Origin of the sequence: Pseudonocardia sp. 73-21, from assembly GCF_001899645.1 — a bacterium.
Lineage (GTDB): Bacteria > Actinomycetota > Actinomycetes > Mycobacteriales > Pseudonocardiaceae > Pseudonocardia.
On sequence record NZ_MKVV01000038.1, the window covers coordinates 43,538 to 65,532 of the forward strand.

Here is a 21,995-nt window from a genome sequence, read left to right on the forward strand (position 1 = left end):
ATCCCGCCTAGCGTCCCGATATGCCCGGAGGCCCCACATGAGCACGAAGCCGATGATTCGGATGCCTATGATCCGTATGACAGGCGTCGACAAGCACTTCGGCGACCTCCACGTCCTGCGTGACATCAACCTGGAGGTCGAGGCCGGTCAGGTCGTGGTCGTGCTGGGCCCGTCGGGATCCGGGAAGTCCACACTGTGCCGGGCCATCAACCGGCTCGAGCCCATCGACAGCGGGGAGATCGCCATCGACGGCGAGCTGCTCCCCGCCGAGGGCAAGGCCCTGGCCGGGTTGCGGGCCGACGTGGGCATGGTGTTCCAGAGCTTCAACCTCTTCGCCCACAAGACGATCCTCGAGAACGTCACCCTCGCCCCGATGAAGGTGCGCGGCACGAAGAAGGCCGACGCCGAGAAGGCCGGGCTCGCCCTGCTGGAGCGCGTCGGCATCGCCAACCAGAAGGACAAGTACCCCGCCCAGCTCTCGGGCGGGCAGCAGCAGCGCGTCGCGATCGCCCGGGCGCTGGCCATGAAGCCCAAGGTCATGCTGTTCGACGAGCCCACCTCGGCGCTGGACCCCGAGATGGTCAACGAGGTCCTCGACGTGATGACCACGCTGGCCGCCGACGGCATGACCATGCTCGTGGTCACCCACGAGATGGGCTTCGCCCGCCGCGCGGCCAACCGCGTGCTGTTCATGGCCGACGGCGAGATCGTCGAGGACGCCACCCCGGAGACGTTCTTCACCAGCCCCACGACCGATCGTGCCAAGGACTTCCTCGGCAAGATCCTCACCCACTAGCCGCTCCGCCCCGACGGAAGGACCCTGCTCCATCATGCGTCTCTCGCATCTCGCCCGCACCGGGGTGATCGCCGCCGCCGTGGCGCTCACCGCCACCCTCGCCGCCTGTGGGGAGCAGGCCAGCCTCGGCTCGTCAGGGTCGGCTCCGTCCGTCGCCCAGGGCGCCACCTTCGAGGCCGGCACGACGATGGCCAAGCTCCAGTCGGCCGGCACGATCCGCGTCGGCACCAAGTTCGACCAGCCGCTGTTCGGCCTCAAGGGCCTCGACGGCAACCCGGTCGGCTTCGATGTCGAGATCGCCAAGATCGTCGCCGCCAAGCTGGGCATCCCGGCCGACAAGATCACCTACACCGAGACGCCGTCGAAGATCCGTGAGGACGTCATCACGAACGACCAGGTCGACATGGTCGTCGCCACCTACACGATCAACGACGCCCGCAAGCAGAAGATCTCGTTCGCGGGCCCGTACTACGTCGCAGGCCAGGACCTCATGGTCAAGGCCGACAACACCACGATCACCGGTCCGGACTCGCTGAAGACGGCCAAGGCCCGCGTGTGCTCGGTCAGCGGTTCGACGCCGGCCAAGACGATCGAGAAGTACGTCGACGCGGGCAACATCGTGCTCTTCGACGTCTACTCCAAGTGCGCCGATGCGCTCCGCAACGGTCAGGTCGAGGCGGTCACCACCGACAACGTGATCCTGAGCGGGCTGGTGGACTCCAGCCAGGGTGCGTTCAAGCTGGTCGGCAAGACCTTCACCAAGGAGCCCTACGGCATCGGCATCAAGAAGGGCGACACGAAGTTCTGCGAGTTCATCGACACGGCCCTCAAGGACTCGGTCACCGACGGCAGCTACGCGGCCGCGTGGACGGGCTCGGCGGGCAAGGTGCAGGGCGCGGTTCCGGCGCTGCCGCCGGCTGACCCCTGCAGCTGATCACCGCACGACCACGACGAGGTGCGCGGCCGTACGGCCGCGCACCTCGTGTCGTCTCGACCCCCAGTAGGAGTCCAGTGTGGACGCTCTGATCGCGGAGTTCCCGCGGTTCGTCGGCGGGTTCCTCGGAACGCTCCGCCTCTGCCTGTTCGCCGCGATCGGCGCCCTGATCCTCGGCACGGTCCTCGCCGCCTTCCGGGTCTCCCCCGTGCCGCCGCTGCGCTTCGTCGGGCAGGCGTGGGTCACCGTCTTCCGCAACTCCCCGCTCGTCGTGACCCTGTTCATCTTCGCGTTCGGTCTGCCGCAGGTCGGCATCGTCTTCCCGACGTTCGGCGGCAACGCCTTCTTCTGGCCGGGTGTGGCGGGCCTGATCTGCTACACCGCCGCCTTCGTGTGCGAAGCGGTGCGCTCGGGCATCAACTCGGTGCCCCCCGGTCAGGCCGAGGCCGCCCGCGCGGTAGGACTGACGTTCCAGCAGACGCTGGGCACCGTCGTGCTGCCGCAGGCGTTCCGCACGGTCGTGCCGCCGCTGGGCAGCGTGATCATCGCGATGATCAAGAACTCCGCCATCGTGGGCGCGTTCGGCGTGACCGGGGAGCTGTTCTCGGTCGACGCGGGCAACACGGCGCTGGGCTACTCGGCGCTGTCGAGCCTCACCGGCGTGGCCATCGCGTACCTCGTCATCACCATCCCCGCCGGCATCGCGCTCGGCGTCATCGAGCGGAAGATCGAGGTGAAGCGATGACCGCTTCCGGCGACACACTCCGCCCCGTGGAGGCGACATGAGCTCCGTCCTCTACGACGCCCCGGGTCCGCGCGCCCGCCGGAACACGCTGATCTTCACGGTCATCGCCCTCGTGGCGCTGGCCGGCGTCGTGGCCCTCGCGATCGTCCAGCTGGGCCGCAACGGGCAGCTGGACAGCGCGAAGTGGGGCCCGATCTTCAACCCGGGCAACCAGTACTTCCTCGCGGTGTGGAAGTCCCTCGGCACCGGCCTGCTCGTCACCGTCGAGGCCGCGGCGATCACCCTCGTGCTCGCACTCGCGATCGGCACCGTGCTGTCGGTCCTGCGGTTCACGAGCACCCCCGCCTACCGCTGGCTCGTGGTGGGCGTCGTGGAGCTGCTGCGCGGCCTGCCCGTGGTGATCACGATCTACTTCGCCTCGCGGGTGCTGCCGGAGCTGGGCGTCAAGCTGCCGCCGCTGTGGTACCTGGTGATCGGGCTGACGGCCTACAACTGCGTGATCATCGCGGAGATCCTCCGTTCGGGCATCGCGGCGCTGCCGCGCGGTCAGTCCGAGGCGGCGTACGCCGTCGGGATGTCGCGGTTCCAGGTGCTGCGGCTGATCCTGCTCCCGCAGGCGTTCCGGATCATGCTCCCCGCCCTGATCAGCCAGCTCGTGGTGATCGTCAAGGACACGTCGCTGGGCTTCCTGGTGGTCGCGGGGTTCTCGGAGTTCGTCCGGGCCGCGAACACGGTGATCCAGTTCTTCGGTGGTTCGGAGGGCATCAACCTGCCGCTGCAGATGTACCTCGCCGTGGCGATCGTGTTCATTCTGATCAACTACTCGCTGGGCAAGCTGGCGGAGTACATCGACCGGCGCTCGTCGCGGTCGAAGAAGGCGGTGGCCGACGTCGCGACACCTCCGGTCCTGGTGGACGCCGGAATCGGCCGCGGCGCCGACTAGAGGTTCTCCACCACCACCGGCTCGATGCCCTCCTCCGCCGGGAGGTTGAAGCCGAGCACCTGGGCGTAGAAGCTCAGCTCCGCGTCCAGGGCCCGGCGGATGTTCTCCGAGCGGCGGAAGCCGTGCTGCTCGCCGTCGAACAGCAGGTAGGCGACGGGGACCTTGCGCTCGCGCAGCGCGTCGACGATCTTCTCGCTCTGGTTGGGCGGGACGATCGGGTCCTGCATGCCCTGCAACACGATCAGCGGCTTCGTGAACCGCTCGACGTGGTGGATCGGCGAGCGCTCCACGTAGACGTCGCGGTCCTGCGGGTAGGGGCCGACGAGGCGGTCGAGGTAGCGGCTCTCGAACTTGTGGGTGTCGGTGGCCAGCGCCTCCAGGTCGGCGACGCCGAAGTGGTCGGCGCCGGCCGCGAACGGGGTGTCGTCGCGGGCCAGGGCGGCCAGGGTGGTGAAGCCGCCGGCCGAGCCGCCGCGGATCGCCATGCGGCCGCCGTCGACGCGGCCGCGGGCGGCGAGCCAGCGGGCGGCGGCCAGGCAGTCGGCGACGTCGACGACGCCCCAGTTGCCGAGCAGCTCCTCCCGGAACGCGCGCCCGTAGCCGGTGGAGCCGCCGTAGTTCACGTCGACGACGGCGAAGCCGCGGCTCGTCCAGTACTGGACCGACGTGCTCAGCACCGGCACCGCCGACGACGTGGGCCCGCCGTGGATCTCGACGAGCAGCGGGGGAAGGGCCCCGTCGGGGCCGGTGCGGTCGGGGTTGGCCGGTGGGTAGAACAGCGCGTGGGCGGTGCGGCCGTCGTCGGAGGGGAACGTGATGTGCTCGGGCACCGAGAGGTAGCCGGGGTCCACCCGCAGGTCGCGCGGCGCGCGCAGCGCCTCGACGGCACCGGTGCCGGGGTCGATCCGGTGCACCCCGACCTCCTGCTCCGGCGCGCCCGCCAGCACCACCACCGTGCCGTCCGGGGCCGCGCGCAGCGCTCCGAACAGCGAGAACGGCGTGTCGATGTCGGTGAGGGTGCCGTCGGCCGAGCGCAGGACGAGCCCGTCGTAGCCGTTGCGGCGGCGCGCGAACACCGTCGAGCCGTCGGGGCGCACCGCGTACCGCGCGGACCCGAACACCCAGGCGGGCACACCGATCTCGGCGTCGATGCGCACGACGGGCTCGATGTCCACGCCGGGCGCGCAGCGGTAGAGGTTCCACCAGTCGGTGCGGTCGCTGAGGAACCACAGCGACCCGTCGGCCTGCCAGCGGGGCTCGGCGACCGACTCGCCCTTCCCGCCCGCGATGACCGTCTCCTCCCCGGTCCGCAGGTTGCGGACCACCAGCTCGGTGGAGTCCCACGGCATCGACGGGTGGTTCCACTGCACCCAGGCGAGGTGGAGGCCATCTGGGCTGACGCGGGGCGCCGCGACGAAGTCCGGGCCCGTGACCAGCACCTCGGGGGTGCCCGGCGTCCGGGCGTCGAGCCGCACGATCTCGTTGCGGACGTCGGTGGCCGCCGGGCCGTCGTGGTGCTCCCGGACGCAGACGACCGTGGCCCCGTCCGTGGAGAGGTCGCCGTCGGCGTAGCGGTCGGCGCGCGGCGTGGCGGGCTCCGGGGTCAGCGGGGTGGCCCCGCCGTCGGCCAGCCGGTAGAGGCGCTGGTCGTCCCAGTTCACGAACCAGACCACGCCGTCGCGCGCCCACCAGGCGGCCCCGCCGTACTCGTGGACGGCGCTGCGGGCGTTCATGCCGTCGGGCAGCAGGTCGGTGGTGGTGTTGTCGGGGGTGCGGCGCACGATCTGGGTGCGACCACCCTCGGACGGCCGGCCCTCGTCCCACACGACGTCGTCGCCGTCGAGGTGCAGCGCCCCGAGCCGCACGGCGGCGGACACGACCAGCTCGGACGTGATGGGGGTGGGCCAGGAGCCGAAGGGCGCGGTCGTCACGTCTCACCACGCTAGTGCCCCGACCGGGCGGGGTCACCACATGACGCGGCGCGCTCAGCGCCGGACCGTGTAGTGCAGGTGCAGCACCCGGTCGCCCCGGACCACCTGGTCCGGATCGTCGAGGAGCACCGTGCCGGCGTGGTCGCCGAAGTAGCGCACACCCTCGCCCAGCACCACCGGGGCGACGTCCATCGCCACCTCGTCCACCAGCCCGGCCGAGAACGCCTGCCCGCCGACGTCACCGGCCGTCACGCAGACCAGGCCGTCCCCCGCGAGCTCGCCGGCGAGGGCGATGGCCGCCTCGACCGAGCCCGCGGTGTGGAACGGAGCGTCCGGGTGCTCGGCGAGCCACGCCTCGGGCAGCGGGCGGTGGGTGACGACGACCAGCGCGTCCCCGGCTGCGGGCTTGCCGTCCCAGCCGTCGGTGGTGTCGAACAGGTGCCGCCCGATCACGGTGACCGAGATGGCGTCCCAGAACGGCTGGACGTAGCCGGCCGACGCCGGCGAGACCCGGAACCTCCATCCGCTCGGCGTGGCGACCACCTCGGTGTCCCCGTTGCCGTACCAGTCGAACAACGGCCCGACCGAGTCGTCGGGCCGGGCGATGAAACCGTCCAGGGACACGACGGCATGCATGACCACTCTTGCCATCTCAGCTCCTCAGCCGAACGAAGGGACGATCACCCGGTCCGGCGCGACGAGGAACACCTCACGGGGCTCGTGGCGCGGGTAGGGGCCGCCGGTGTAGGAGGCGAAGATCCGGTCGATGATCGCCCAGCCGGCGTCGCCGCCGACCCGTCCCACGACCCGGCCCCGGACCAGCGCGCTGCGCACGAGGTTCTCCCGGTCGGTCACCGAGATCGCGATCCGGTCGTCCGCGCGCAGGTTCCGGCCCTTGCGTGACTCGGGCGAGGTGAAGAACGCGAGGTGGTCGCCCTCGACGTCGATCATCACCGGCACGGAGTGCGGCGCACCGTCGGGCAGCAGTGTGGCGACGTGCGCGATGTTCGGGCCGGCGAACAGCTCGCGGGCGTGGTCGTCGAGCAATGGCATGGCGGGTCCTTCCGGAGGGTCGGGGACGGGGTCAGCGGTCATGGCTCCGGAGCCAACCGGCGTAGTCCGCCACGGAGCGTTCGATGTCGTAGTCGGGCCGGAATCCGGTGTCGGCCTGCAGCCGGGTGATGTCGAGGTGGCCCCCCCGGCGGCCGGCCCGGGGTACGGCCGGACGGGAGGTTGATGCCCGCGCCCGGGAGCAGCGCGTTGATGGCGTCGGCGACGTCGCCGAACCGTGCGGACCGCCCGCTGGAGACGTTGTAGGTGCGGTGGCCGAGCCGATCGGCGAGCACGAGCAGCGCGATGGCCCCGCCGCAGTCCTTCACGAAACAGAGGTCGGTGGTGTCGTCGGTGTGCACGCGCGGCCGCGCCTCGGGGTGCTCGCCGCGGACCGCCGCGCGGAGCAGGCCGGGCAGGGCGAGGAACGGGTTGTCCGGCAGACCCAGCGGCCCCCAGACCGTGCCGATCCGCAGGCTGATCACATCGAACCCGGCGCTGTCACCGACGAGCGCGGCGAACAGCTCCGCGGTCTTCTTGAACACCGGGATCTGGTGCACGGCCACCGCCGGCAGCGGTGCGTCCTCCCGCAACGGTCCTTCCCCGACCCCGGCGTACACGGCGATGGAGCTGGCGACGGCGAAGCGGCGCACTCCCCACCGCCGGGCCGCCGTCAGCGCGTTGAGCAGGGCGAGGGACTCGGCGCGCAGGTACGCGACCGGATCGGGGACGTCGTGGCGGGCCGCTGCGAGATGCACGACGCCCGTGATCTCGTGGCGCGCCCCGATGTCGAGGAACGCCGCCCCGTCGGTGGTGTCCAGCGGTTCGACGGCCACCCGGCCGGCGGGCTCGTCGGCGAGGACCGCCGGCAACCCGCTGGACCGGTGTGCGGTGAGCACGACGGACTCGCCCAGGTCGAGCAACGACCGCGCAATGTGCGACCCGATGGACCCCAGGCCGCCGGTGACGAGGATCATCGGTGTCCCCCCGCGACGGGACGGAGGGGGGCACCGGGTACCCCGGTGAGCCTGCGGCATTCGCGGGTGAGGTGGGCCTGGTCGTGGTACCCGCTCTCGACGGCCCATCCCGCGAGGTCGGCGTCCGCGCCGTGGTGCCGCTCGACGGAGGCCTGGAGGCGGGCGACGAAACCTGGAACCGCAGGATGCGGTGCAGCTCCTTGGGGCCGACTCCGGCGGCCGCCCGGCACCGGCGCCGCAGCTGGCGCTCGGAGATAGACAGCAGCGCGGGCAGTGCCGCCGGCCGGCCGCCGCGCCACGGCATGAGAGTGCGGACGGCCTCGTCGACGAGCGGGTCGGGTTCGCCCGCCGTCCGGGCGACGAACGACTGCAGCCGGGCGAGCGCGACCTGCGGAGTCGGGGCCTCCCCGAGGCGGTCGGTGAGGCGGTGCAGGTCGCGCCAGAGGTCGGTGCCCGCGACGTCCTGGTCCACCAGCTCGTCCGCCGGCCGTCGGACGAGCCCGCCGAGCACGCCTGGCCGCAGCCGCACCCCGACCACCGTGCCGCCCACCGGGATGTCCTGGAACGTGGCCCGCGTCAGGGGCCCGAGCACCCGCGGTTCCTCGCCGAGCAGGCACAGCACCGAGGCCCCGCCGTGCAGAACGTGCCGCTGCGCCAGGGGCCGCTCGCCGACCTCCTGGATCCACACCGACGACGCCAGCGCGGTCAGCCTCGACGTCGGCACGCGCTCGACGTAGGTCGATCCCCCGGACATGCCGCCATTGTCCGGTGTCGTGGCCGCCCGGTCCGTCACCCTCACCGGGCCCGGGTGGTGCGCAGCGCGCTCAACAGCAGACCCGCCGCCTCACGCAGCCGGCCCGGGCGGACGACGGGCAGCAGCCCGGCCGCGCCGCGCAGACCCGTCCACCACCGCACGGTGTCGTCCTCGGCCACCGCGCCGACGGCCGGCGTCCCGCACGCGAGCACCGGGGCCGGCAACGTCGGGTACCAGCCACCGAGGCGCGGGTTGCGGCACGACAGCACCGTGACCGGGACGCGCACCAGATCGGGCAGCTCGCGGGCGATCCGCGAGCAGTTCGGGCACGAGACGTCGTAGATGATCACGACGTGGGCTGTCCGCACCCGGACGAGCATGCCAGCATCGGGGCATGAGCGATCCCGCGGAGCCCGCCAAGGACGTCGTCGTCGATGCCGAGATCGTGCCGGAACCCGCCCCGGCCACTCCCCCGCCACCCGCCCTCACCCCCGACTACGACGAGCACGGCGTACCGAGTTTCGACTACGTCCGCTCCACGATCGAGGGCCGGTTCGCCACCAGCGTCGGGATGGGCGAGCTCGCCGCCGACACCGCGGCGGGCCGTTCGATCGAGGAGCAGGAGGCCGAGCGGGAGAAGGCCGCGAAGGCGAAGCTGGAGGAGATCCGCCGCTCGATGGGCGGCTGACGCGTCTGGTGGATCTTGGTTGCCGAGCCCCAGTTCAGGAAAGCCACTTTCCGGTCGTCCGACGACAGCAAAGTGGCTTTCCTGAACCTCGGTGGCCCTACGCGCCCGGGCGCTTGAAGATCTTGTTCCCCAGCCACACCAGCGGGTCGTACTTGCGGTCGACCACGCGCTCCTTCATCGGGATCAGCGCGTTGTCGGTGATCTTGATGTGCTCGGGGCACACCTCGGTGCAGCACTTGGTGATGTTGCACATCCCCAGCCCGTGCTCCTCCTGCGCCGCCACCTGCCGGTCGGCGACGTCGAGGGGGTGCATGTCGAGCTCGGCGATCCGCATGAGGTAGCGGGGGCCGGCGTAGGCCTCCTTGTTCTCCTCGTGGTCCCGCACGACGTGGCAGACGTTCTGGCACAGGTAGCACTCGATGCACTTGCGGAACTCCTGGCTCCGCTCGACGTCGACCTGCGCCATCCGGTAGTCGCCCGGCTTCACGTCCGGCGGCGGCGCGAAGCTCGGGATCTCGCGCGCCTTCGTGTAGTTGAACGACACGTCGGTGACGAGGTCCCGGATCACCGGGAAGGTGCGCAGCGGCGTGACCGTGATGACCTCGGTCTCGGTGAACGTCGACATGCGCGTCATGCAGGCCAGGCGCGGCTTGCCGTTGATCTCCATGCTGCACGAGCCGCACTTGCCGGCCTTGCAGTTCCAGCGGACGGCGAGGTCGTTGGCCTCGGTCTGCTGGAGCCGGTGGATGATGTCGAGGACGACCTCGCCCTCGTTCACCTCCACCGGGTAGTCGACGAGCTCACCCTTCTCGGAGTCGCCCCGCCACACGCGGAAATGGGCGTCGTAGCTCACTTCATGGCCTCCCCGGCACGGTGTCCGCCGATTTCCTCGCCGGTGTAGTACTTCTTCAGCTCGTCGAGCTCGAACAGGTCCAGCAGCTCGGGCCGCATCGGCACCTGCTCCTTGCGCACCAGCTCGATGTTGTCCTCGCCCAGCGCCGAGAGCACGAGCAGGATGTGGCGCCAGTCGGAGTCCATCACCGGGTAGTCGTCGCGGGTGTGCCCGCCCCGGCTCTCCTGACGCTCCAGCGCCGCCTTGCCGACGCACAGCGACACCAGCAGCATGTTGCGCAGGTCGAGCGCGAGGTGCCAGCTCGGGTTGAACCTGCGCTGCCCGGTGACGCTGACGGTGCGCGTGCGGGTGGCGATGTCCTGCAGGGCCTTGAGCGCCATCTCCATCTCGTCGGCCTTGCGGATGATGCCGACGAGCTCGTGCATGGTCTTCTGCAGCTCCAGCTGCACCTGGAACGGGTTCTCCCCACCCTCGGTGGCGCTGGAGAACGGCAGCAACGCCCGCTCGACGGCCGCGTCGACGTCGGCCTGTGCGACCACCGGACGCGACGCCGTGGCGTCCACGTACTCCGCCGCGCTCTTGCCGCAGCGACGGCCGAACACCAGCAGGTCCGACAGCGAGTTGCCGCCGAGCCGGTTGGAGCCGTGCATGCCGCCGGAGCACTCGCCCGCCGCGAACAGGCCGGGGACGATCGACATCCCGGTGTCGGGATCGACCTCCACACCACCCATCACGTAGTGGCAGGTGGGGCCGACCTCCATCGGCTCCTTCGTGATGTCGACGTCCGCCAGCTCCTTGAACTGGTGGTACATCGACGGGAGGCGCTTCTGGATCTCCTCGGGCTTCAGGCGCGAGGCGATGTCGAGGAACACGCCGCCGTGGGGTGACCCGCGGCCCGCCTTGACCTCGGAGTTGATCGCGCGCGCGACCTCGTCACGCGGCAGCAGCTCCGGGGGACGCCGGTTGTTGTCGGCGTCGGTGTACCAGCGGTCGCCCTCCTCGGGCGTGGTGGCGTACTGGTCCTTGAACACGTCCGGGATGTAGTCGAACATGAACCGCTTGCCCTCGGAGTTCTTGAGGATCCCGCCGTCACCGCGGACGGACTCGGTGACGAGGATCCCCTTCACCGACGGCGGCCACACCATGCCCGTCGGGTGGAACTGCAGGAACTCCATGTTGATCAGCGTGGCGCCCGCGCGCAGGGCCAGCGCGTGGCCGTCGCCGGTGTACTCCCAGGAGTTGGACGTCACCGAGTAGCTCTTGCCGATGCCGCCGGTGGCCAGCACGATCGCCGGGGCGTCGAACTGCACGAACCCGCCGGTGTTGCGGTAGTAGCCGATGCAGCCGGCGATCTTCCCGTCGGCCTTGAACAGCTCGGTGATCGTGGTCTCGTGGAAGACCCGGATGTTGGCCTCGTAGTCGCCGGTCTCCTTGAAGTCCTCCTGCTGCAGCGACACGATCTTCTGCTGCAGCGTGCGGATCAGCTCGAGGCCCGTGCGGTCGCCGACGTGCGCGAGACGCGGGTAGGTGTGCCCGCCGAAGTTGCGCTGGCTGATCTTGCCGTCGGGCGTGCGGTCGAACAGGGCGCCGTAGGTCTCCAGCTCCCAGACACGGTCCGGGGCCTCCTTGGCGTGCAGCTCGGCCATCCGCCAGTTGTTGAGGAACTTCCCGCCGCGCATGGTGTCGCGGTAGTGGACCATCCAGTTGTCGTTGCTGTTGACGTTGCCCATCGACGCCGCGCAGCCGCCCTCGGCCATCACGGTGTGGGCCTTGCCGAACAGCGACTTCGAGATGATCGCCGTGCGCTTGCCCTGGCTGCGGGCCTCGATGGCCGCGCGCAGCCCGGCACCGCCGGCACCGATGACGACGACGTCGAATTCGTGCTTCTCGATTGCCTCAGTTGAATCAGACACAGTGGTCATTCCTTACCCCACGATCCGGAGATCGGAGAACCATCCGGCCGAGACGGCCATGATGTAGAAGTCCGTGATGGCCAACGTGGCCAGTGTCGTCCATGCGAGCTGCATGTGCTTGCCGTTGAGCCTGCTCACGAAGCCCCAGGCCTTGTAGCGCATCGGGTGCTTCGAGAAGTGGTTCAGGCGGCCACCGATGATACTGCGGCACGAGTGGCACGAGATCGTGTACGCCCAGAGCATGATCACGTTGATCAGCAGGATGATGTTGCCCAGGCCGAGGCCGAAGCTCCCGTCCTCCTTGATGAACGCCTTGATCGCGTCGTAGGTGTTGATGATCGAGATCAGCGCCGCGATGTAGAAGAAGTAGCGGTGCAGGTTCTGCCCGAGCAGCGGGAAGCGCGTCTCACCCGTGTACTTCTTGTGCGGCTCGGCCACCGCACACGCGGGCGGCGAGAGCCAGAACGCCCGGTAGTAGGCCTTGCGGTAGTAGTAGCAGGTGAGCCGGAACAGCAGCAGGAACGGCAGCGTCAGGCTCGCGTAGGGCAGGAACCACACGTCCGGCAGGAAGCGTCCGAAGTGCGCCGACGCCTCGACACAGCCGTTCGACACGCACGGCGAGTAGAACGGCGTGAGGTAGTTGTACTCCGCGACGAAGTAGTCCTTCTGCACGAAGGCGCGCACGGTCGCGTAGATGACCCACGCGGCCAGGCCGGTGAAGTTCAGCAGCGGTGGCAGCCACCACCGGTCGGTGCGGAGCGTCCGGGCCGCGATCTGCGCGCGGCCGAGGGACGCATCTGTGGTGGACGACACGTCGTTGGGTCCTCGTTTCGGGAATCACGGTTCGGAAAGTGATCCGGAGGGTACGACGGTTGGGGCACGGTTGGTGAGCGGGGGCATACGAAAAGCCCGCCTCGTGACAGGGGTCACCAGGCGGGCTCGTCGTGATCGATACAGACGTCAGGCGATCCTGCCCCGGCCGCTCGTCGCCGCGATGTAGTCGTGGTTGAGCTGGGAGATCACATCGAGCGGGATCTCCTTCGGGCACGACACCGTGCACGCCCCGGTGTTGGTGCAGCCGCCGAAGCCCTCGGCGTCGTGCTGCTCGACCATCCGCACCACACGGCCGTCGCGTTCGGGCTGGCCCTGCGGCAGCTCACCGAGGTGGGTGATCTTCGCGCCGAGGAACAGCGACCCCGACCCGTTCGGACACGCCGCCACGCACGCGCCGCAGCCGATGCACGCGGCCGCGGTGAACGCGCGGTCGGCGTGGACCTTCGGCACCGGGGTGGCGTGGGCGTCGGGCGCGGCCCCCGTGGGGACGCTGACGTAGCCGCCCGCCTGGATGATGCGGTCGAACGCGCTGCGGTCCACGACCAGGTCCTTGATCACCGGGAACGCCGCCGCGCGCCACGGCTCGATGGTGATCGTCTCGCCGTCGCGGAAGTGGCGCAGGTGCAGCTGGCAGGCCGTGGTGGCCTTCTGCGGGCCGTGCGGGTGGCCGTTGATCACCATCGAGCACGAGCCGCAGATGCCCTCGCGGCAGTCGTGGTCGAACGCCACCGGCTCGTCGCCCGAGAGGATGAGCTTCTCGTTGAGCACGTCGAGCAGCTCCAGGAACGACATGTCCTCGTCGGCGTCGTCGACCTGGTAGCCGACCATCGTGCCCGTGGCGTCGGCGTCGCTCTGGCGCCAGATCTTGAGCGTGAGTCTCATTACTTGTAGCTCCGCTGGCTGGGGTGGACGTAGGAGAAGTTCAGGTCTTCCTTGTGCAGCACCGGTGGCTCGCCCGCGCCCGCGTACTCCCACGCGGCGACGTAGCCGAAGTTCTCGTCGTCGCGCTTCGCCTCGTGGTCCTCGGTCTGGCTCTCGGCCCGGAAGTGACAGCCGCAGGACTCGTTGCGGTGCAACGCGTCCAGGCACATGAGCTCACCCAGCTCGAGGAAGTCGGCCACGCGGCCGGCCTTCTCCAGCGACTGGTTGAGCGTGGCCGCCGAGCCCGGCACCTTCACCGTGCGCCAGAACTCGCGGCGCAGCTCGGCGATGAGGTCGAGGGCCTTGCGCAGGCCGTCCTCGGTGCGCTCCATGCCGCAGTAGTCCCACATGATGTGGCCCAGCTCGCGGTGGAACGAGTCGACGGTGCGCGTGCCGTCGATCGACAGCAGCTTCCGGATGCGGTCGTCGACCGTCTTGCGGGCCTCGCCGACCTCCGGCGCGTCCGGGTCGACGGGCTCGAGGTGGTTGCTGGCGAGGTAGTCGCCGATCGTCACCGGGAGCACGAAGTAGCCGTCGGCCAGTCCCTGCATCAGCGCCGACGCGCCGAGCCGGTTGGCGCCGTGGTCGGAGAAGTTGGCCTCGCCGACCACGAACATGCCGGGGATGGTGCTCTGCAGGTCGTAGTCGACCCACAGCCCGCCCATCGTGTAGTGGACGGCGGGGAAGATGCGCATCGGCGTGGTGTACGGGTCCTCGCCGGTGATGCGCTCGTACATCTCGAACAGGTTGCCGTACTTCGCGGCCACGGCGTCACGGCCGGTGCGCTCGATGATGTCGGCGAAATCGAGGTAGACGCCCAGCCCCGACGGTCCGACGCCGCGCTTGGCGTCGCACACGTTCTTGGCGGCGCGGCTGGCGATGTCGCGGGGCACCAGGTTGCCGAACGCCGGGTACTGGCGCTCCAGGAAGTAGTCGCGCTCGTCCTCGGGGATCTCCTGCGGCGGGCGCAGGTCGCCCATCTCCTTGGGCACCCAGATGCGGCCGTCGTTGCGGAGCGACTCGCTCATCAGCGTCAGCTTGCTCTGGTGGTCACCGGAGACCGGGATGCACGTCGGGTGGATCTGGGTGAAGCACGGGTTGGCGAACAGCGCGCCCTTGCGGTGCGCGCGCCAGCTCGCGGTGACGTTGCAGCCCTTGGCGTTGGTGGAGAGGTAGAAGACGTTGCCGTAGCCACCGCTCGCCAGCACCACCGCGTCGGCGAGGTGGGTCTCGATCTCACCGGTGACGAGGTCGCGCGCCACGATGCCGCGCGCGCGGCCGTCGACGACCACGAGCTCGAGCATCTCGTGCCGGGAGTGCATCTCGACGCGGCCGGCGTCGATCTGGCGCTCCAGGGCCTGGTAGGCGCCCAGCAGGAGCTGCTGGCCGGTCTGCCCCTTCGCGTAGAAGGTGCGGGAGACCTGCACGCCGCCGAAGGAGCGGTTGTCGAGCAGGCCGCCGTACTCGCGGGCGAACGGCACGCCCTGCGCCACGCACTGGTCGATGATCTGCACGCTGACCTCGGCCAGGCGGTGCACGTTCGACTCGCGGGCGCGGAAGTCGCCGCCCTTGACCGTGTCGTAGAACAGCCGCTGCACCGAGTCTCCGTCGTTGCGGTAGTTCTTGGCGGCGTTGATGCCGCCCTGTGCGGCGATGGAGTGGGCGCGGCGCGGGCTGTCCTGATAGCAGAAGCTCGCGACCTGGTAGCCGGCCTCGGCCAGCGTGGCGGCCGCGGAGCCGCCGGCCAGGCCCGTGCCCACCACGATGATCTTCATCTTGCGCTTGTTGGCCGGGTTGACCAGCTTGACGCCGAAGCGTCGCTTCTCCCAGCGGTCCTCGATCGGACCTTCGGGCGCGGCCGTGTCGACGACGGGGTCGCCGATGGTGAAGTCGGAGTACATGCGTACTGCTCCCTTTCTCAGGCAACCAATCCGAAGGTGACGGCGAACGGGACGGCCAGGAACCCGACGGTGAGCACGACCGCGATCACCGTCGAGGTGACCTTCTGGGCGTGCCGGCGGGCACCGGAGGAGTGCCCCAGCGTCTGCAGGGCGCTCCAGATGCCGTGGCGCAGGTGGAAACCGACCGCGACCACGGCGAGCGTGTAGAAGAGCGTGACGTACCAGCGGCTCGGGGCGAAGTCGCTCACGACGTTGTCGTAGACCGCGCCCCCGACGCCGTTCGGGTTCAGCGTGCCCGTCGTCAGGTCGAGGATGTGGTAGACGATGAACAGCAGGATGATCACGCCGCCCCACCGCATCGTCCGCGCGGCGTAGGAGCCGGGTGTCTTCGGCGTGGCCGCGTACCTGACCGGCCGCGCCCTGGCCGCGCGGCGGGCCAGGATCGTGGCGGAGACGATGTGCAGGACGATCGACACCGTCAGGACCACGCGGATGATCCACAGCAGCGTCGAGTACGGCAGCGCGGGCTCACCGACGGTGCGCAGGAACTCCGCGTAGGTGTCCAGCTCGCTCCGGCCCAGGAAGATCTTGAGATTGCCGATCATGTGCAGGACGAGGTAGAGCACCGAGATCGCGCCCGTCACCGCCATCACGATCTTGAGCTGCAGTGAGGTGTTCCTGAGCCGCCGCACACCTGCGCCACCAGGGCGCTTCTGGACCGTCACCATGGACGCAAGGATGAGTATCGCTTCCGATCATCGTCCAATGCATCCACCGGCCGTAATCCATAGCGTTACGCTATTCCCATGACGCTGCAGCAGCTCTCGTACTTCGTCGCGGTCGCGGATGTGCGCAGCTTCACCCGGGCGGCCGACTCCGTCGGAGTGGCCCAGCCCACGCTGTCGCGCCAGCTCAGGGCCCTCGAGGCCGACCTGGGCTCCCCGCTGATCGACCGCGGCGGGCGCGACGGGCCCGTCCTGACCCCCGCCGGGGAGGCGGTCCTCCCGTTGGCCCGGCGGATGCTGGCCGACATGGAGACCGCGCGCGTCGCCGTGGCCGACATCGTCGGGCTCCGCCGGGGTCGCGTCCGCGTGGGCGCCACCCCGTCGCTGTGCATCGGCGTGCTGGCCGACGTGCTGCGTGTCTTCCACTCGACGTATCCCGACATCCAGCTGGAGCTGGTCGAGAGCGGGTCGCAGCCGCTCGTGCGGTCGCTGGTGCGTGGCGAGATCGACGTGGCGATGGTGATCGTGCCGCCGGCCGGGGTCGACCAGGCTCTGCACACAACGCCGCTACTGCGCGAGCGGCTGTCGGTGGCGTCGCCGGCGTCGGGCCGCTCACCGGGCTCGCGGGGGTCGATGGGGATGCAGGAGCTGGCCCGCCGACCGCTGGTGGTGCCGCGGGAGGGCTACGACGTGCGGGAGACGACGCTGCAGGCGTTCGCCGACGCGGGTGCGACGCCGCGGTTCGCCGTGCAGGGCGGGGAGATGGACGCCGTGCTGCGGATGGTCGAGGCCGGCACCGGGGTGGCGGTGGTGCCGGACCTCGTGTTCGCCGGACGGCCGCGGCTGCGCCGGACGGTCCTGACGCCGGCGCTGTACCGGACGGTCGCGCTGGCCCGGCGGGCCGATCTCGTGCCCACCCAGGCGGTGAAGGCGTTCCGCGACACGCTGCTCACGTTCCTGTCGGACCTGTCGGCGGCGGGCGGTTTCCCCGGCGACGTGCAGGTGCTGAGACGACCCGATCCGGCCTAACCTCTCCGTGTGCCCGCCGACATCCACTTCTACTTCGACCCGGTGTGTCCCTTCGCCTGGATGACCAGCAAGTGGGTGCGCCAGGTGCAGGCCCAGCGCGACTACACCGTCGAGTGGCGGTTCATCTCGCTGCGGCTGCTCAACAGCCACATCGACTACGACGCCCACTTCCCGCCGGAGTACGAGGCCGGCCACACCGCCGGCCTGCGTCTGCTGCGGGTGGCGGCGGCGACCCGGGCCGACCGGGGCCCGGACGCCGTGGCCACCCTGTACGCCGCACTGGGCTCGGCGATCTTCGACAGCCCGTCCTCCTCCGACAACACCGACGGGGCCCGTGGCACGCGGCCGTTCCTGGTCCCGGTGCTGGAGGCGTCGGGGTTGCCCGCATCCCTGGCCGACGCACTGGACGACGCGAGCTGGGACGAGCAGATCCAGGCCGGGACCGACGAGGCGCTCGCCCTGACCGGCAAGGACGTCGGGACCCCGATCCTGCACTTCGAGCCGCCCACCGGGGTCGCGTTCTTCGGGCCGGTGATCAGCCGCCTGCCTTCGGACACCGAGGCGGGTGAGCTGTGGGACCACGTGATCGCCCTGGCCCGCTTCCCCGGCTTCGCCGAGATCAAGCGGAGCCTGCGCGAGCGGCCCCAGCTGCGGGCGTTCGGCGTCGCCGAGGACGAGGCCGGGAAGCAGGAGGACTGGCACGGCGGGAGTCGGCGGCAGAAGAAGTAGCCGTGATCGCCAGGAGCGGGCAGGGAAGGCCACATCCGGCCGACCGGTACCCACTCCCCGCGATCATGGACCGGATCGCGGTGCCGGCCGGGGACGGATGGCGCGGCCGACCTCAGGGTCCACCGACGGATGGTTCCGGGCGGGACTGACCCAGTGGCGAGCGCGGTCGGGGGCGCCGTGAGGCGGGGAGCGCTCCGATCGCGGCCATGATGAGGCCGGGTCGACCCTGGGCAGCGGCCACCGACATCTCGTCGACGACTGCGTCCCGGCGCCCCGCGTCCTCCTCGACCGGCATCTCGGGACCGGGGACCGCGCCGGGGACGGCTCCGTGTCCCCAGCCGGTGACCACGATCGGGCCGGAGCCGGCCCCGGCGTCAGTCGACCGGGTCGGTGCCCAGCTCGTCGATCTCCGCGCCGTGGGCGGCCAGGGCCTCACGGACGACCCGGTAGGCGACGCCGCCGCCGTAGCCCTTGCGGGCGAGCATGCCGACCAGGCGGGTGGCGGCCTTCTTGCGCAGCTCGGGGGTGTCGGCGGGGACGGTGCGCAGCTTGCGGTCGACCAGCTCGCGGGCGCGGCGCTCCTCCGACTCCTGGTCGACCTCCTCCAGGGCCTCGCTCGCCACCTCGTCGTCGACGCCCTTGCGGCGCAGCTCCATCGCGATGGCGCGGCGGGCCAGGCCGCGGTGGTTGTGACGCGAGCGCACCCACTGCCCGGCGAAGGCGGCGTCGTCGATGAGGCCGACCTCGTCGAACCGTTCCAGCACGCCGTCGGCCACCTCGTCGGGCACACCCTTGCGCGCGAGGGCCTGGGTGAGCTCCTGGCGGGTGCGGGCCCGGTCGGAGAGCAGGCGGAGGCAGATCTCCTTGGCCGCCGCGACGGGGTCGGCGTCGGGATCGAGCTCGGCCGGCCTCCCCCGGCTGCCGAAACCGCCCCCGCCGCGCCGCGCCGACCGGTCCTCCGAACGGCCGCGCCCGCGGGATCCGGTGCCGGTCGCCTCGTTCCCGTCGGGAGGCCCGACCGGGTCGATGGGTGCGACGGGATCGGTCCGACCGGCGGCGTGCGGGCGGGAGCGTGGCGCCGGCCCCGGCGGCTCGGCCGCATCCGGACGCGGCACCGCGGCACGGCGCCGCGGGCTCCTGCCTCCGGGCGTGGCCGATCGCCGACCACGCCCGCCCGGCGCGAGGCCGGTGAGCTCGGCCGCCCGGAACACAGCTGCTGGAGCGGCGTCCAGACCGGCGATGTCGGCGACCTCGGCGGCCCCGGCCGCCGTCGTGCCGTGGTCGTCCGCCTCCCCCACCGGCGCAACGGGTGCGGCAGCCGGGGCGTCGAGCCGGTCGAACATCCCGGGCCGGTCGGCCGCCGGATCCGACCGGTGGACGGGATCCCCGCCGAAGCTCGCCACCGGCGCCGCCCGCTCCGGCTCGGCGACCTCGTCGAGGCGGACGACCCGTGGTGTCATGCTCAGAAGTCGACCGGCGCGGGCAGCGGGGCCGCCTCGGCGTCGAGCACGGGGCCGATGCCGAGCTTCTCCTTGATGCGCTTCTCGATCTCGGCCGCGACGTCGGGGTTCTCCTTGAGGAACTTGCGGGCGTTCTCCTTGCCCTGCCCCATCTGGTCGCCCTCGTAGGTGTACCAGGCGCCCGACTTCCGGACGATGCCCTGCTCCACGCCCACGTCGACCAGCGAGCCCTCGCGGCTGATGCCGACGCCGTAGAGGATGTCGAACTCCGCCTGCTTGAACGGCGGCGCGACCTTGTTCTTGACGACCTTGACGCGGGTGCGGTTGCCGACCGAGTCGGAACCGTCCTTGAGCGTCTCGATGCGGCGGATGTCGAGGCGCACGGAGGCGTAGAACTTGAGCGCCTTGCCACCCGTGGTGGTCTCCGGCGAGCCGAACATGACGCCGATCTTCTCGCGCAGCTGGTTGATGAAGATCATCGTGGTGCCGGAGTTGCTGAGCGCACCGGTGATCTTGCGCAGCGCCTGGCTCATGAGCCGGGCCTGGAGGCCGACGTGGCTGTCGCCCATCTCGCCCTCGATCTCCGCGCGGGGCACCAGCGCCGCCACCGAGTCGACGACGATGATGTCGAGCGCACCGGAGCGGATCAGCATGTCGGCGATCTCGAGCGCCTGCTCACCCGTGTCGGGCTGGGAGACGAGCAGGGCGTCGGTGTCGACCCCCAGCGCCTTGGCGTACTCGGGGTCGAGCGCGTGCTCGGCGTCGATGAAGGCGGCGATGCCGCCGGCGGCCTGGGCACTGGCCACGGCGTGCAGTGCGACCGTGGTCTTACCGCTGGACTCCGGGCCGTAGATCTCCACGACGCGGCCGCGGGGCAGGCCGCCCACGCCGAGCGCGACGTCGAGGGCGATGGAGCCCGTGGGGATGACGCCGATGGGCGGACGGGTGTCGTCGCCCAGGCGCATCACGGAGCCCTTGCCGTGGTTCTTCTCGATCTGCGCGAGCGCGAGCTCGAGGGCCTTCGCGCGGTCGGGCGTGGATGCGGGTGCCATCGTCGGGTCTCCACCTCAGTGATCGGGACGGTCTGTCGGTCTGTCGTCGACGGTAGGGGGGACCACCGACAATCCGTGGACGCGATGCGGATCTGTGGACAGTCACACCGCGATGTGGACAGAGACTAGCGAACGCCTGTTCGACCGGCGACATCGACACGCCGAACGTCTACGATGCCGCGCCCAGCGGCGGGCTCGGAGGTCAACGTCGGGCCGGCGGCACGTCGTAGACCTCGCACACCGCGGCCCACACGTCCTTCGGGTCGTACCCGAACTCGATCGCCTGCTCCACCGTGCGGTCCCCGAGCTGGGCGAACACGTGGTCGTGGGACACCGACGAGGCCCGGGCCGGGCCGAACTCCGTCTCCATGAGCTCGCGGAAGTAGGTCAGTCGCACCCGACCACGGTAATGGCAGGGTGGGGGCATGACCGACCTGCTCCCCGGGGTATGGGCCGCGCTGGGTGGCGCGCCGGAGGACCTCGACCGGCTCACCGTGAGCGGCCCGCCGGCCGTCCTGGCGTCGACGTTCCCGCTCACGGACGTGGGTGTCGCGGCCGTGGGCGCGAGCCTGCTGGCCGCCACCACCGGCCCCGTCGCACTCGACACCCGGCAGCTCGCGATCGCCCTCCGCAGCGAGCGGTACCTGCTCCGCGACGGGCGGTCGCCGGGCAGCCCGTTCGACCCGCTCTCGGCGTTCCACCGCACCGCCGACGGCTGGCTGCGGCTGCACGCGAACTACCCGTGGCACCGGGCCGCGGCGCTGGCCGTCCTGGGGTGCACGCAGGGGCAGGCGCCGGCCGCGATCGCCGAGCGGGGCGCCGTCGAGCTGGAGACGGCGGTGCACGAGGCGGGCGGGGTCGCGGCCGCGGTGCGCACGGAGCAGGAGTGGCGGGCCACCGCGGGCGAGCCACCACCGCTGGTCGAGCTCCGGGAGCTGGGGCCCGCCCCCGCCCGGCCCCGGCGACGCCCGCGGGTGCTGGACCTGACGCGGGTGATCGCCGGCCCGGTGGCCACCCGCACGCTCGCCGCGCACGGCGCCGACGTGCTCCGCGTCGACGCACCCGACCGTCCGGAGATCCCGCTGCAGTACTGGGACATGCTGCCGGGCAAGCGCAGCGCCCTGCTCGACCTGGCCGACGCCGCCACGCGCGAGGAGCTGCTGGCGGGCGCCGCCGTGGTGGTCGCGGGGTACCGGCCCGGCGCGCTCGACCCCTTCGGCCTCTCGCCCGGGGCGCTCGCGGAACGCCACCCGGGACTCGTCGTGGTGACGCTCTCGGCGTGGGGCCACCGGGGACCGTGGGGCGGCCGGCGGGGGTTCGACAGCCTCGTGCAGGCCGCGTGCGGGATCGCCGTGCAGGAGGGATCACCCGAGAAGCCGGGCGCGCTGCCCGCGCAGGTCCTCGACCACGCCACCGGATACCTCGGCGCGGCGGGCGCCCTGCTCGGGCTGGCCCGGCAACGTCGCGACGGGGGCACGCACCACGTCCGGTTGTCGCTGGTGGGGACGGCGGGCTGGCTGCAGTCGGCGCCGCACGTCGACGCCGGTGCGATCCCCGACGTCGACGCCACGCCGTACCTCACCGACGTGCAGGCCCCGGACGGCGTGCTGACGCTGGCGCTGCCCCCGGGCACGGTCGACGGCCGGGGGCTGAGCTGGCCGGATCCCCCACCCGCCTTCGGGGCCGCGCAGCCGGGCTGGGCGTCGTGACGACCGACCCCACCGGCTTCTCGTCCCCGGTCGGTCAGGTCGTGGTGCTGC

The 21,995-nt window shown here is 71.1% G+C and carries 22 protein-coding genes and 1 pseudogene; 8 read left to right on the forward strand and 15 right to left on the reverse strand.

Features of this window, described 5'->3' with window-relative positions:
• The first annotated feature begins 67 nt into the window (after positions 1 to 67).
• The 4 genes from BGP03_RS10945 (at position 68) to BGP03_RS10960 (ending at position 3,418) form a co-directional block, all read left to right on the forward strand.
• On the forward strand, positions 68 to 796 hold the full coding sequence (locus BGP03_RS10945; protein ID WP_296371118.1) for an amino acid ABC transporter ATP-binding protein: 729 nt from the start codon (positions 68 to 70) through the stop codon (positions 794 to 796).
• 34 nt (positions 797 to 830) lie between these two features.
• Entirely contained in the window at positions 831 to 1,730 is a 900-nt protein-coding gene (locus tag BGP03_RS10950) for a glutamate ABC transporter substrate-binding protein (protein ID WP_296371120.1), read from the forward strand.
• 79 nt (positions 1,731 to 1,809) lie between these two features.
• A complete protein-coding gene (locus BGP03_RS10955) occupies positions 1,810 to 2,475 on the forward strand; it encodes an amino acid ABC transporter permease (RefSeq protein ID WP_296371122.1) in 666 nt (221 codons plus the stop codon).
• A 37-nt stretch (positions 2,476 to 2,512) separates the two neighbouring features.
• Positions 2,513 to 3,418 carry an amino acid ABC transporter permease gene (locus BGP03_RS10960; protein ID WP_298798769.1) on the forward strand — a complete coding sequence of 302 codons (906 nt, stop codon included), beginning with the start codon at positions 2,513 to 2,515 and terminating at the stop codon, positions 3,416 to 3,418.
• On the opposite strand, the gene BGP03_RS10965 is transcribed toward BGP03_RS10960, so the two are convergent.
• The 6 genes and pseudogenes from BGP03_RS10965 to BGP03_RS10985 all read right to left on the reverse strand — a co-directional run bounded on the left by BGP03_RS10965 (position 3,415) and on the right by BGP03_RS10985 (position 8,498).
• Positions 3,415 to 5,349 (reverse strand): S9 family peptidase, encoded by a 1,935-nt coding sequence (locus BGP03_RS10965; RefSeq protein WP_298798766.1) that lies wholly within the window; start codon positions 5,347 to 5,349, stop codon positions 3,415 to 3,417. The two genes, BGP03_RS10960 and BGP03_RS10965, sit on opposite strands and share 4 nt — an antisense overlap.
• Positions 5,350 to 5,403: 54 nt before the next feature.
• Positions 5,404 to 6,000, reverse strand: a complete 597-nt coding sequence (locus tag BGP03_RS10970) for a dihydrofolate reductase (protein WP_296371128.1) — start codon at positions 5,998 to 6,000, stop codon at positions 5,404 to 5,406.
• Positions 6,001 to 6,009: 9 nt separating this feature from the next.
• Entirely contained in the window at positions 6,010 to 6,402 is a 393-nt protein-coding gene (locus BGP03_RS10975) for a pyridoxamine 5'-phosphate oxidase family protein (RefSeq protein ID WP_296371130.1), read from the reverse strand.
• A gap of 38 nt (positions 6,403 to 6,440) precedes the next feature.
• Positions 6,441 to 7,376: an NAD(P)-dependent oxidoreductase gene (locus tag BGP03_RS10980; RefSeq protein WP_296371132.1), complete on the reverse strand. Its 936-nt coding sequence runs from the start codon at positions 7,374 to 7,376 to the stop codon at positions 6,441 to 6,443.
• Between the two features lie 469 nt (positions 7,377 to 7,845).
• A pseudogene (locus BGP03_RS35865) lies at positions 7,846 to 8,130 on the reverse strand (DUF6597 domain-containing transcriptional factor); the annotation flags it as partial.
• 41 nt (positions 8,131 to 8,171) lie between these two features.
• The gene (locus tag BGP03_RS10985) at positions 8,172 to 8,498 is read right to left on the reverse strand and encodes a hypothetical protein (protein WP_296371136.1); all 327 of its coding nucleotides are present in this window, start codon (positions 8,496 to 8,498) and stop codon (positions 8,172 to 8,174) included.
• A gap of 26 nt (positions 8,499 to 8,524) precedes the next feature.
• Between BGP03_RS10985 and BGP03_RS10990 the strand changes: the two genes are divergently transcribed.
• Positions 8,525 to 8,818 (forward strand): hypothetical protein, encoded by a 294-nt coding sequence (locus BGP03_RS10990; protein WP_296371138.1) that lies wholly within the window; start codon positions 8,525 to 8,527, stop codon positions 8,816 to 8,818.
• A gap of 97 nt (positions 8,819 to 8,915) precedes the next feature.
• Here BGP03_RS10990 and BGP03_RS10995 read toward each other — a convergent pair whose 3' ends face one another.
• From BGP03_RS10995 to BGP03_RS11020, 6 genes are all read right to left on the reverse strand, one after another.
• Positions 8,916 to 9,671 (reverse strand): succinate dehydrogenase/fumarate reductase iron-sulfur subunit, encoded by a 756-nt coding sequence (locus BGP03_RS10995; RefSeq protein ID WP_296371140.1) that lies wholly within the window; start codon positions 9,669 to 9,671, stop codon positions 8,916 to 8,918.
• The gene (locus BGP03_RS11000; protein ID WP_296371141.1) at positions 9,668 to 11,584 is read right to left on the reverse strand and encodes a fumarate reductase/succinate dehydrogenase flavoprotein subunit; all 1,917 of its coding nucleotides are present in this window, start codon (positions 11,582 to 11,584) and stop codon (positions 9,668 to 9,670) included. Before BGP03_RS11000 ends, BGP03_RS10995 begins: the two co-directional genes overlap by 4 nt.
• A 12-nt stretch (positions 11,585 to 11,596) precedes the next feature.
• Complete coding sequence (locus tag BGP03_RS11005; RefSeq protein WP_298798765.1) at positions 11,597 to 12,397, reverse strand: hypothetical protein; 801 nt, start codon at positions 12,395 to 12,397, stop codon at positions 11,597 to 11,599.
• A 147-nt stretch (positions 12,398 to 12,544) separates the two neighbouring features.
• Positions 12,545 to 13,300: a succinate dehydrogenase/fumarate reductase iron-sulfur subunit gene (locus tag BGP03_RS11010; protein ID WP_298798764.1), complete on the reverse strand. Its 756-nt coding sequence runs from the start codon at positions 13,298 to 13,300 to the stop codon at positions 12,545 to 12,547.
• Positions 13,300 to 15,240: a fumarate reductase/succinate dehydrogenase flavoprotein subunit gene (locus tag BGP03_RS11015; protein WP_296371147.1), complete on the reverse strand. Its 1,941-nt coding sequence runs from the start codon at positions 15,238 to 15,240 to the stop codon at positions 13,300 to 13,302. Before BGP03_RS11015 ends, BGP03_RS11010 begins: the two co-directional genes overlap by 1 nt.
• Before the next feature lie 17 nt (positions 15,241 to 15,257).
• Positions 15,258 to 15,968 carry a succinate dehydrogenase cytochrome b subunit gene (locus BGP03_RS11020; protein ID WP_296371149.1) on the reverse strand — a complete coding sequence of 237 codons (711 nt, stop codon included), beginning with the start codon at positions 15,966 to 15,968 and terminating at the stop codon, positions 15,258 to 15,260.
• A gap of 78 nt (positions 15,969 to 16,046) precedes the next feature.
• Here BGP03_RS11020 and BGP03_RS11025 point away from each other — a divergent pair, with 78 nt between their 5' ends.
• Both BGP03_RS11025 and BGP03_RS11030 read left to right on the forward strand, forming a co-directional pair.
• Complete coding sequence (locus BGP03_RS11025; protein WP_296371151.1) at positions 16,047 to 16,994, forward strand: LysR substrate-binding domain-containing protein; 948 nt, start codon at positions 16,047 to 16,049, stop codon at positions 16,992 to 16,994.
• Positions 16,995 to 17,054: 60 nt separating this feature from the next.
• Entirely contained in the window at positions 17,055 to 17,723 is a 669-nt protein-coding gene (locus tag BGP03_RS11030) for a hypothetical protein (protein ID WP_296371257.1), read from the forward strand.
• Between the two features lie 374 nt (positions 17,724 to 18,097).
• Here the strand turns inward: BGP03_RS11030 and BGP03_RS35870 are convergent, their stop codons facing one another.
• The 3 genes from BGP03_RS35870 to BGP03_RS11045 form a co-directional block, all read right to left on the reverse strand.
• Positions 18,098 to 19,183 (reverse strand): RecX family transcriptional regulator, encoded by a 1,086-nt coding sequence (locus tag BGP03_RS35870; RefSeq protein WP_363093568.1) that lies wholly within the window; start codon positions 19,181 to 19,183, stop codon positions 18,098 to 18,100.
• 2 nt (positions 19,184 to 19,185) lie between these two features.
• A complete protein-coding gene (gene recA / locus BGP03_RS11040; protein WP_296371153.1) occupies positions 19,186 to 20,235 on the reverse strand; it encodes a recombinase RecA in 1,050 nt (349 codons plus the stop codon).
• A gap of 202 nt (positions 20,236 to 20,437) precedes the next feature.
• A complete protein-coding gene (locus tag BGP03_RS11045) occupies positions 20,438 to 20,632 on the reverse strand; it encodes a DUF3046 domain-containing protein (RefSeq protein ID WP_296371155.1) in 195 nt (64 codons plus the stop codon).
• Positions 20,633 to 20,660: 28 nt separating this feature from the next.
• On the opposite strand from BGP03_RS11045, the gene BGP03_RS11050 reads away from it, so the two are divergent.
• On the forward strand, positions 20,661 to 21,944 hold the full coding sequence (locus tag BGP03_RS11050) for a CoA transferase (RefSeq protein WP_298798763.1): 1,284 nt from the start codon (positions 20,661 to 20,663) through the stop codon (positions 21,942 to 21,944).
• The last annotated feature ends 51 nt before the right edge of the window (positions 21,945 to 21,995 follow it).